Source organism: Frankia torreyi (assembly GCF_000948395.1).
GTDB lineage: Bacteria > Actinomycetota > Actinomycetes > Frankiales > Frankiaceae > Frankia > Frankia torreyi.
Genome location: NZ_JYFN01000123.1, coordinates 1 through 5361, shown reverse-complemented (window position 1 = coordinate 5361; position 5361 = coordinate 1). Strand labels below are relative to the sequence as shown.

The 5361-nt window shown below is 74.1% G+C and carries 2 protein-coding genes and 2 pseudogenes; all 4 read left to right on the top strand.

Going from position 1 to position 5361, the window contains the following annotated elements; all coding sequences use genetic code 11:
- Positions 1-29: 29 nt before the first annotated feature.
- A pseudogene (locus FF36_RS39700) lies at positions 30-665 on the top strand (acyltransferase domain-containing protein); the annotation flags it as partial.
- A gap of 15 nt (positions 666-680) precedes the next feature.
- A pseudogene (locus FF36_RS39695) lies at positions 681-966 on the top strand (hypothetical protein); the annotation flags it as partial.
- Position 967: 1 nt separating this feature from the next.
- Positions 968-3626 (top strand): SDR family NAD(P)-dependent oxidoreductase (locus tag FF36_RS30930; protein ID WP_242423002.1); only part of this gene is annotated, 2659 nt, incomplete at its 5' end.
- Positions 3627-3652: 26 nt separating this feature from the next.
- On the top strand, positions 3653-5361 hold a 1709-nt coding region (locus tag FF36_RS30925), incomplete at its 3' end, for a type I polyketide synthase (protein WP_044888755.1).

The following is a 5361-nucleotide window of genomic DNA, read 5'->3' as shown; positions in this document are numbered from 1 at the left end:
CGCTGGCCCGGGCGCTGGCGACGCGCACCGTGTTCCCACACCGCGCGATCACCCTCGCGACCAGCACCAAAAGCCTGCTCGCCAGCCTCGACCGCCTCGCCGACGGCCAACCCGACCCATCCGTCATCACCGGATTGGCCGGGACGGGCAAGCTCGCCTTCGCCTTCTCCGGCCAGGGCAGCCAGTACCCCCGCATGGGCCACGCGTTGTACACCACCCACCCCGTCTACCGCCAAGCCCTCCACGACGCCGCCGACGCCCTGGATCCCCACCTCGACCAGCCCCTGCTCGACATCCTCCACGCCGACCCCGACAGCCCCCAGGCATCGACCATCCACCACACCGCCTGGACCCAACCCACCCTGTTCGCCCTCCAGACCGCCCTCTACCGCCTCATCACGTCTCACGGCATCACCCCCGACTACCTCATCGGCCACAGCCTCGGCGAAATCACCGCCGCCCACCTCGCCGGCATCCTCACCCTCGACGACGCCGCCCACCTCGTCACCACCCGCGCCCGCCTACTCGCCAGCCTCCCCCCCGGCGGCAGCATGCTCACCCTCCACACCGACGAACACACCACCCGCACCCTCATCGCCGGGCAACCCACCCTCGACATCGCCGCCCTCAACAGCCCCACCAACACCGTCATCGCCGGCGACACCNNCNCCCTCACCCACATCGCCGAACAAGCCACCGCCCAAGGCATCCGCAGCCGAACCCTCACCGTCAGCCACGCCTTCCACAGCCCCCTCACCGACCCCATCCTCGACACCTTCCACACCACCACCAGCACCATCACCTACCACCAGCCCTCGATCCCCCTCATCGCCGGCCTCACCGGCACCCTTCCCATCGACGGCGACCACACCACCCCCGACTACTGGACCCGCCACATCCGCCACACCGTCCGCTACGCCCACGGCATCACCACCCTGCTCGGCCAGGGCGTCACCACCTACCTCGNACTCGGACCCGACACCACCCTCACGGCACTGACCACCCAAACCCTCACCCACCTCGACAGCACCAGCGGCGACAGCACCAGCGACAGCAACGACCGACCCCGCTTCACCGCCACCCCCACCCTCCACCGCACCAAGCCCCCCGCCACCACCCTCGCCACCGCCCTGGCCACCCTCCACACCGAAGGCCACACCCCCACACCCCCCACCACCACAAGCCCCACCGCCAGCGACCACAGCGCCAGCCCCGGCGGCGACAGCACCACCAGCGAAAACGCCGCCAGCAGTGGCACCGGGACGGGCCCGATCCACCTCGCCGCGGTCCTCCCCACCTACCCCTTCCAGCGCCAGCGCTACTGGCTGGAGGACCCGGCACCTGCCACGTCCGATCGGCAGGGGAGCCCGCTCAACGCGGTCGACACCGGTTTCTGGGACGCCGTCCAGCACGCCGACGCGAGCACCCTCGCCGACACCCTGGGGATCTCCGACCCGACGGATCACGACGCGCTGGCCACCGTGCTGCCCGCGCTGAACTCGTGGTGGACGCGCCGGGTCACCGAGTCGCAGGCGGACTCGTGGCGGTACCGGATCGCCTGGCGCCCGGTCCCGCAGAGCGCGTCGGCGTCGCCCGCCTCCGATGGCGACTGGCTTCTGGTGGTCGCGCCGGAGTATGTCGATCATCCCCGGGTCGCCGCGGCGGTGCGGGCGCTGGAGGACGCGGGCGCCGCCGTGCGCCGGCTGGTCGTCCCCGCGGCCGCGGATCGCCGCACCCTGGCAACCGAGCTGACCCGCCTGCTCGCGGCCCCCATCGGGGCAGCCCACAACGGCACGGCACCCAACGGCACGGCACCGAACGGCACGGCACCGAACGGCACGATCCCGTCGGGCCTCGCCGATGGACCGGCGGTGGCCGGCGTGCTGTCCCTGCTGGCCCTGGACGAGTCGGCGCATCCGGACGCCGCCGCCACGCCGCTCGGCCTCGCGGGGACCGTCGCACTGCTCCAGGCCCTGGACGACACGGGCCTCGACGCCCGGCTGTGGATCGCCACCAGCGGCGCCGTGTCGACCTCGGCGGCGGATCCCGTCACCCGACCGGCCGACGCGTTGCTCTGGGGCCTCGGCGCGATCTGCGCCGTCGAGTATCCGGGCCGCTGGGGCGGAATCGTCGATCTCCCCGACCAGGTGGACGAGGAGGCCGCGCGGCTCCTGGCGACGGCGCTGCGAGCCGGCCACGGCGAGGCGGAGCTCGTGGTGCGGTCGGGTGGCCTGCTGGCCCGCCGGCTGGTGCCGGCCCCGACCGAAGCCCGGCCTGCGCAGGAGCCGGGTTCGGTCGCCGACTGGGCGGCAGAGGGCACCGTCCTCATCACCGGGGGCACCGGGGCGCTCGGCGGGCACGTCGCCCGCTGGCTGGCCCGGGAGGGTGCCGCCCACCTGCTGCTGACGAGCCGGCGGGGCGAGCGGGCGCCCGGCGCCGGCGAACTCGCCGAGGAGCTGCGCGCGCTGGGCGCCCGGGTCACGATCGCCGCGGTCGACGTGGGGGATCGTGACGCGCTCGCGGAGGTGATCGGCGGGATTCCCGCGGAGCTGCCGCTGCGTGCGGTCGTCCATACCGCCGCGGTCCTCGACGACGGCCTGGTCTCGGAGCTGACCCTGGAGCAGATCGACCGGGTGCTGCGGGTCAAGGTCGGCGGGGCGCTGAACCTGCACGAGCTGACCCGCGACGCGGATCTGGCCGCGTTCGTCCTGTTCTCCTCGATCGCCGGGACGGCGGGGATCACCGGCCAGGGCAACTACGCCCCCGGGAACGCGTACCTCGACGCCTTTGCCGCCTACCGGCGCGCCGCCGGGCTGGTCGCCACCTCCATCGCCTGGGGCCAGTGGGACGGCGCGGGACTCGCCGAACCGGATGTGGAACGCATCCTCGGCCGCTACGGGCTGCTGGCGATGGACCCGCAACCGGCGGTGCGGGCGCTGGCCGGCGCGTTGGCCAGCGACGAGACCCACCTGGCGATCGTGGCCGCCGACTGGCCGGTGTTCTACCGGAGCCGGCCGCATCCCCTCGTCCACGAGCTGCCCGAGGTCGCCGCCGAGCGCAGCGCCCTCGCCGAGCGGTCGGGTCGACCGGCGGGCGCGACCGGTGACGGCGATGGCCCGGTGCTGGCGGCCCGGCTGGCCGAGCTCGACGGGCCGGCACGCCGGGAGGCGCTGCTCGCGATCGTCCGCGATCATGTCGCCGCCGTGCAGGGACATGCCTCGCCGGACGCGGTCGACGTCGACCGCGGGTTCCGCGACCAGGGATTCGACTCCCTCGCCGCGGTGAACCTGCGCAACCGGCTGATCGCCGAGACGGGCCTGTCGCTGCCGGTCAGCCTGGTGTTCGACTACCCCACGGCCGCGGCGCTGACCGACCACCTGCTCGGCGAACTGGTGCCGGACGAACCGGCCGGGCTGCCAGCCGTGCTGGCCGAGATCGACCGGCTGGAGTCGGCGCTGGCCGACGTGGCCGACGCGGACCGGGAGGCCGCGGCCGACCGGCTGCGGGACCTGCTCACCCGACTGGGCGGACCGGCGGCGGACGGAGCGGCCGTCGCGGCCGAGCTGTCCGCGGCCAGCGACGCCGAGCTCATCGACTTCATCGGCAAGACCCTCGGGATCTCCTGACCCCGCATCGCGAAAGAAGGTGGAACATGAGCGACGACCAGATTCGGTACCTCCTCAAGAGGGTGACCGCCGAGCTGCACGAAACCCGTGAACGGCTGCGGGACGAGCGGGACGCCCGGGGCGAGCCGATCGCGATCGTCGGGATGGCCTGCCGGTTTCCGGGCGGGGTCGGCTCCGCGCAGGAGCTGTGGGAGCTGGTCGCCGAGGGCCGGGACGCGATCGGCGAGTTCCCGACGGACCGCGGCTGGGACGTCGAGGAGCTGTTCGACCCCGACCCGGACGCGACGGGGAAGTCGTACACGAGGCACGGCGGGTTCCTGACCGACGCCGCCGGTTTCGACGCCGAGTTCTTCGGCATCTCCCCGCGCGAGGCGCTCGCCCTGGACCCGCAGCAACGGCTGTTGCTGGAAACCACCTGGGAGGCGTTCGAGCAGGCCGGGATCGACCCGACGGCGCTGCGCGGCAGCCGCACCGCGGTGTTCGCCGGAACGAACGGGCAGGACTACGGCGACACGGTGCGTCAGCCGCCGCCGGAGCTGGAGGCCTATCTCGGGCTGGGGACGCTCGGCAGCGTGCTGTCCGGGCGGATCTCCTACACGTTCGGCTTCGAGGGGCCGTCGGTCACCGTCGACACGGCCTGCTCGTCCGCCCTGGTCGCCCTGCACCTGGCCGCGCAGGCGCTCCGCAACGGCGAGACCGACCTCGCCGTCGCCAGTGGCGTGACGGTGATGGCCTCCCCGGCCGCCTTCGTCGAGTTCTCCCGCCAGCGGGGCCTGGCCTCCGACGGGCGGTGCAAGGCCTTCGCCGACGCTGCCGACGGCACTGGGTGGGGCGAGGGGGCCGGCGTCCTGCTCGTCGAACGGCTCTCCGACGCCCAACGCCTCGGCCACCCCATCCTCGCCCTCGTCCGCGGCAGCGCGGTCAACTCCGACGGCGCGAGCAACGGCCTGACCGCGCCGAACGGCCCGTCGCAGCAGCGGGTCATCCGCGCGGCGCTGGCCGGCGCCCGGCTCACCCCCGCCGACATCGACGCGGTCGAGGCCCACGGCACCGGCACCGCCCTCGGCGACCCGATCGAGGCCCACGCGCTGCTGACCGTCTACGGTCGCAACCGCCCGGCCGACCGGCCGCTCTACCTCGGCTCGGTGAAGTCGAACATCGGCCACACCCAGGCCGCCGCCGGCGCCGCCGGAGTCATCAAGATCGTGCAGGCGATTCGCGCGGGCCTGCTGCCGCCGACCCTGCACGTCGACGCGCCGTCCACGCAGGTGGACTGGTCGGTCGGCGGGGTCGAGGTGCTCACCGAGGCCCGCGCGTGGCCCGCGACCGGCGCCCCCCGCCGGGCCGGGGTCTCGGCCTTCGGGGTCAGCGGCACCAACGCCCACGTCATCATCGAACAGGCCCCGGCCGACCCGAACGCCCCCGGCGTCGGTCCGGCGCCGGCCGACGCGGACAGCGCGGAGGCGGGCCGTCCCACCACCGAGACAGGCGATCCGGATGCCGATGGAGCTGTGGTCGGGGCGCTGCCGGTGCTGGCGCCACTGTCCGCGCGCAGCCCCGAGGCCCTGCAGGCACAGGCCCGCCGGCTAGCTACCCACCTGCGCGCCAGCGGCGAGAGCGACACCGGTCGCGCACCCCTGCCGGCGCTGGCCCGGGCGCTGGCGACGCGCACCGTGTTCCCACACCGCGCGATCACCCTCGCGACCAGCACCAAAAGCCTGCTCGCCAGCCTCGA